Annotated in this window: 5 protein-coding genes; 1 reads left to right on the plus strand and 4 read right to left on the minus strand. The window is 63.0% G+C overall.

The window, feature by feature from the left end:
- Positions 1-368 precede the first annotated feature (368 nt).
- The 4 genes from mftF to mftA all read right to left on the minus strand — a co-directional run bounded on the left by mftF (position 369) and on the right by mftA (position 3,474).
- Positions 369-1,880 carry a mycofactocin biosynthesis glycosyltransferase MftF gene (gene mftF, locus ACWIVK_RS12385; protein ID WP_448577039.1) on the minus strand — a complete coding sequence of 504 codons (1,512 nt, stop codon included), beginning with the start codon at positions 1,878-1,880 and terminating at the stop codon, positions 369-371.
- A 73-nt stretch (positions 1,881-1,953) separates the two neighbouring features.
- Positions 1,954-3,051 (minus strand): mycofactocin radical SAM maturase, encoded by a 1,098-nt coding sequence (gene mftC, locus ACWIVK_RS12390; protein WP_448577041.1) that lies wholly within the window; start codon positions 3,049-3,051, stop codon positions 1,954-1,956.
- Positions 3,041-3,331, minus strand: coding sequence for a mycofactocin biosynthesis chaperone MftB (gene mftB / locus ACWIVK_RS12395; RefSeq protein ID WP_448577042.1), 291 nt, complete (start codon positions 3,329-3,331; stop codon positions 3,041-3,043). The genes mftC and mftB overlap by 11 nt, the downstream gene beginning before the upstream one ends.
- Positions 3,316-3,474, minus strand: a complete 159-nt coding sequence (mftA, locus tag ACWIVK_RS12400) for a mycofactocin precursor MftA (protein ID WP_448577044.1) — start codon at positions 3,472-3,474, stop codon at positions 3,316-3,318. The genes mftB and mftA overlap by 16 nt, the downstream gene beginning before the upstream one ends.
- A 291-nt stretch (positions 3,475-3,765) precedes the next feature.
- On the opposite strand from mftA, the gene ACWIVK_RS12405 reads away from it, so the two are divergent.
- Positions 3,766-4,881 (plus strand): NDMA-dependent alcohol dehydrogenase, encoded by a 1,116-nt coding sequence (locus tag ACWIVK_RS12405; RefSeq protein ID WP_448577045.1) that lies wholly within the window; start codon positions 3,766-3,768, stop codon positions 4,879-4,881.
- Positions 4,882-5,040: the final 159 nt, after the last annotated feature.

Raw genomic sequence — 5,040 nt, forward strand, 5'->3', positions numbered from 1 at the left:
ATGACGCGCCCTTGCACGTGATAGGGACCGTTCTGCCGAACCGTGATCCGAACCTCGCTCACCGCTTACCCTCCGGCACCATCAGCTGCGCTCGTCTCCAACGCAACTATAGCGTTGCAGAACGGTGCCGACGAGACGAAGCTGTGAACGGCGACGAAGCCGTGGCCCGCCCGATGACCGCTCCCCATCCACATCGACGAATCCAGCCAGCGACGAGGTAACTGGTCTCCGGCACATCTCTGCCGCACCGCCACATCTGGTCGAACGAACTGCGACCCAGTCGCTGGAAAACGCGGCGACTGACTTCGCGCGGGGGTGCATTCTTCGCGTAGCCGGCAACCCGACTCGGCTACGTAAACGAGGAACGTTTAGGATTTCTCGAGGCGTGGCCAATACAGGGAGAGCTCCACCAGAAGCGGTCGGATGGTCCCGGAGCGCAGACAACCGACCAAAAGACCTGCGTTGTTGGCCAAATCGTCACACAGATGCGCGAGCAAGAACCGTACCGGATCGAGGCTCGGACGTTTGCGAATGTAGTCGATACTCGCTGTCCCGAGAAGGCTCGCTCCAGCGAGCACGGAAAGCCACCGCCCGAACCCTCTGCGCCGGAAGAGGACCCCGGCGACCAGAGCGGGCCAGCTGTAGTAGCGACTGATCGTTCGCCCTATCCAGTAGCATGCGACCAACATGCCGCGGAACTCGGCCAGCACCAGTTCTCCGAGCGATACCGGAGCTCGCAAGCGTCGGATCCGCTGGAGGGCAACGAGTACATCAGCGAGCAGCGGCAACACCGCGAGTATCACCAGTCCTCGCTGTCGCCCTGCTCCGATCCCACAGCCGATGCTCGCCAGCATGGCAACTGGCACCGTCATCCGATGGCGAGCGTGTGGATGACGCCGCACCAGCACTACTTCGGAGGACGCATAGGCAGCGCGTCGGCGCAGGAACGGCCAAAGCCGATCGCGGTGATCATGGAGAACGATACCCGCTGGGCGATACAGAATCCGTCCTCCCCGTTCACAGAGCCGCCAGACGAGATCCACATCTTCACCTGGATGGATCCGTGCAAAACCGCCGACTTCCAAAAGCGCCCGACGCCGCACCAGCAGATTAGCTGTGACGAGGTAGGGCACCGCGCCGCGCGGTTGAACCCGTGCTGGCTCTGGCCCGTGCGTCAGCGGTGACTCCACCGCCTCGTACCGGTCGAGCCACGATTCGTTGTCAGCTGGCAACACGGCACCCCCGACTGCGACGACACCGGACCGCACGAACTCCGGCACCAACTCGCGCAGCCAACGCGGATGCGGACGACAATCGCTATCGGTAAACGCGAGAATGTCACCCCGCGCCAGCTCCGCACCGTGGTTCCGGCATGCGGCGGCACCGACCGGCACAGGCAGGCGGATCACCTGCAGCGGCAAACGATTCCGCCACGTTTCAGCCCTCGCCACCGTGTCATCGGACGACGCGTCGTCGACGACCAGAACCTCGAGTCGCTCGCGCGGATAGTCGAGGCGCTCGAGCGCCGCCAGGCACGCATGCAGTTGAGCTGGTCGGTTGCGCACCGGAATCACCACGGACACGCTCGGCAGCATTTCATCCGGCACTGACCAGACCAACCGGACGAGCCCTTCGTCAGCCAGCCGTTCGAGGAAGGACATCACCGTCTCCCAGCGAAGGTCAGGAAAGCTTTTCACCACGCGACCGACATCAGGGTCCACCCGTAATCCCTCGAGTAGCTTCACCACGCGGGGCTGAACCCGTAGTAGGCGGAGCGGACGGGTCGCGATCAGCCAAGCTGCGTTACCACAGTGCGCGACACGCAGACGCGGCGAGAGGCGACAAACCACCGTGACCGCGGGCTCCGGATCACGGCGCATGCATCCGATGCTGGCTACTTCCTTCGCGCTCGCCACGGACCTTCGGCCTTGGCACAAGGAACCAGAATCGGCGTTACCGCGTCGCGGGAACGACTACTGCACGACGCGGGCTCCGCACCGGCTTCGGGTGCACGCGGAGCGGCAACGCGACGTCCGTCGGACCAGTTTCCGGTGCAAACACGCATTCGGGATCCGGTGCCTCGAGCGGCGTACCGGTGAAGTACTTGACCGCGAAGCACCCGCTCTGGCAGCGCGTGTAGGCCGAGCACTGCTGGCAAGTCGAGCCAGCTTCCCACTCGCGCAAGCGACGGAAGAGCGGGGAGTGGCGCCAAATCTCGGTGAACGACCGCTCGCGAACGTTCCCCGCCTTGAATTCCTCGGTCAGCACGAACGGACAGGCATAAACGTCTCCACGCGGATCGACACAGCAGACGATCCGTCCTGCACCACACATGTTGAGGCCCTCGAGCGGCTGCCCGAGGGCGGATAGATGAAAGAACGAGTCACCCGTCAGAACATCCGGATGCTGAAGGAGCCACTCGTACAGCTGATGGCTCTGAGCACGTGTCAGCCGCAGTTCGCTCCACACTGCGCGACCACGTCCCGAAGGGCGCAGTCGCGTCACCCGCAACTGCGCACCATACGACGCGGCGAGCGCGTAGAAGTCATCCAATTGCTCGAAATTCCGCCTGGTCAACACGACATTGATTTTGAACGAGAAGCCTCGTGCTGCCAGGAAATCCATCGCGCGCCGGGCCAGTGCATACGAGCCGGCACCACGGATCGCGTCGTTCACCTCCGCTGTCACGCCATCGAGGCTGATCTGGACGTCGAGATAAGGCGTCCGCGCGATCCAGTCCGCTACCGCTTCGTCGATCAAGCTACCGTTGGTACTGAATTTCACGCCGATGCCCCGCGCGATGGCATATTCCATCAACTCGACGAAGTCCGGTCGGAGGAGCGGCTCACCACCTCCTACGTTGATGTAGAACACTCGGAGAGCTGCCCACTCGTCGATCAAGCGCTTCGCTTCCTCGGTCGTGAGTTCGTCCGGCGCCCGCTTCCCCGACGAGGACAAACAGTGCACACAGTTGAAGTTGCACGCGTAGGTAATCTCCCAGGTCAGGCAGATCGGCGCATCCAATCCGCGGCGGAGCACCTCAGTCCACATCGATGACCCCCCTCCGGCGCAGCCCCTCCAGGAGCGGGAGGAGCTTCTCCAACGCGTCGTCCGGCAATTGACCAGCCGCCGCGAGGCGTTGCGCCATCTCCCCGATCGTCTCGTTTCCAGTCCCCTCCACGAACGGCACCAGCCAAGGCGGAATGAAAAAGAGCCGACGCTCATGATACGTATAAGCGAGCGCCCCGAACGGTTCCGGCCGGAGCGCCGCTGACCGTGCCAGTCGGGTACGACTGTCCCAGCGCATCCCCTGGATCAATACACCCCACACATGCCGTCGATGGTGATCTCCTTCACCAGCAGCTCGACCAACTCCTCGCTGATCTCCTCTTCTCCAGCCGGTGGAGTGGCTTCCGCCTCTTGCTCCTCAGCGACAGATGCCCCCTGCACCACCGTGTCCAGCATCGCCTCCATAGCTCGCCCTCCGTCTCCCTCGCGCCAACTTTCGCCCTCGCGAGATCAGGTCATGTCGAATACCGACGCGGAGTATATCCGTCCCATCGGAGCGCTGTCAACACTCTGCGAGCATACCGCAACGATTCTTCTCCGATGACGTGCCTTGAGTAACCAGATGCCCGCAGTGACTGCGGGAGGGTTGACTCCTTTCGGGTTATCTGCTATACTATCATCAGTAAAGGTTCTCATTGAACAGTATACAAGAGAGTGCCCTGTGTGTGGTCGGTTGATTGGTGAAGGGAGGAGCCAATGAAGACGAAGGCAGCTGTGCTCCATGGTCCGACCAAGGTGTTTAGTATTGAAGAGTTGGAACTGGATGAACCCAAAGCCGGTGAAGTGCTCGTCAAGATGGTCGCTACCGGTATCTGCCACTCCGACTGGCACTTTGCGACCGGCGACCATCCCGCACGCTATCCCATCGTCCCCGGCCACGAGGGAGCCGGAATCGTCGAGCGGGTCGGCCCCGGCGTCACCGAGGTACAGCCCGGCGATCACGTGCTCTTGACCTTCATCCCTCCCTGTGGCAAATGCCGTTGGTGTCTCACTGGTATCCCCGTCCTCTGCGATCGCGGAGCCCAAGCGACCATCGGTGCCCAACTCGACGGCACCTTTCGCCTTCGCACCAAGGACGGCCAGGAGGTCGGCCAATTCGCTATGATCGGCTGCTTCAGTCAGTACACGGTTGCACCCGTCGATGCGATCGTCAAAATCGACCCCGATATCCCGCTCGACAAGGCATGTCTCGTCTCCTGCTGTGTTCCCACCGGTGTCGGCGCCGCTGCCAAGCGCGGCGAGGTCCGTGCCGGTGAAGTCGTCGCCGTCTTCGGTCTCGGCGGCGTCGGCATGAACGCTGTCCAGGGCGCCGCTCTCGCCGGCGCTTCTAAGGTGATCGCCGTCGATGTCGTCGACTGGAAACTCGAAGCCGCCCAGGAGTTCGGCGCCACCCACACCATCAACGCCAAGTACGACGACCCTGTCCAGCGCATCCTCGACCTCACCAATGGCGTCGGCGCCGACAAAACCATCGTCACCATCGGCCACGTCGAACCCGAACACATCGGCATCGCCTACCGCGCTACCCGCAAAGCTGGCCGCTGCGTCGTCGTCGGCCTCGCCCCCATCGCGACCGATTCCATGAAGGTCCCACCCGCCGATCTGGTCCTCCTCGGTAAGGAGGTCGTCGGGACTCTCTACGGCCACGTCAATCCTCGCGTCGACTTCCCCTACCTCCTCCAGCTCTACCGCGCCGGGCGCCTCAAGCTCGACGAGCTCGTCACCCAAACCTACTCCCTCGACCAGATCAACCAGGGTTACCAGGACCTCCTGGAAGGCCGCGTCATCCGCGGAGTCGTCCTCTTCGAGTGAGGGACACGCCACGTGCATCGCAGTTCGGCACAATCAGCTCCACCGGGCAACTGCCTGGTGGAGCTTCCTCGCGCTGCACGCTCCATCGGAGCGCTCGCCCCGATCGGTGAACCGTCACCGCACCCCTATCCAGCCGATCGGTCACGCTGTATCCGGTCC

This window comes from Thermomicrobium sp. (assembly GCF_053493975.1).

Bases quoted from the DNA above. Each gene is read 5' to 3' on its own strand.
- mftF (WP_448577039.1), bottom strand. From the start codon at position 1,880: ATGCGCCGTGATCCGGAGCCCGCGGTCACGGTGGTTTGTCGCCTCTCG.
- mftC (WP_448577041.1), bottom strand. From the start codon at position 3,051: ATGTGGACTGAGGTGCTCCGCCGCGGATTGGATGCGCCGATCTGCCTG.
- mftA (WP_448577044.1), bottom strand. From the start codon at position 3,474: ATGGAGGCGATGCTGGACACGGTGGTGCAGGGGGCATCTGTCGCTGAG.
- ACWIVK_RS12405 (WP_448577045.1), top strand. From the start codon at position 3,766: ATGAAGACGAAGGCAGCTGTGCTCCATGGTCCGACCAAGGTGTTTAGT.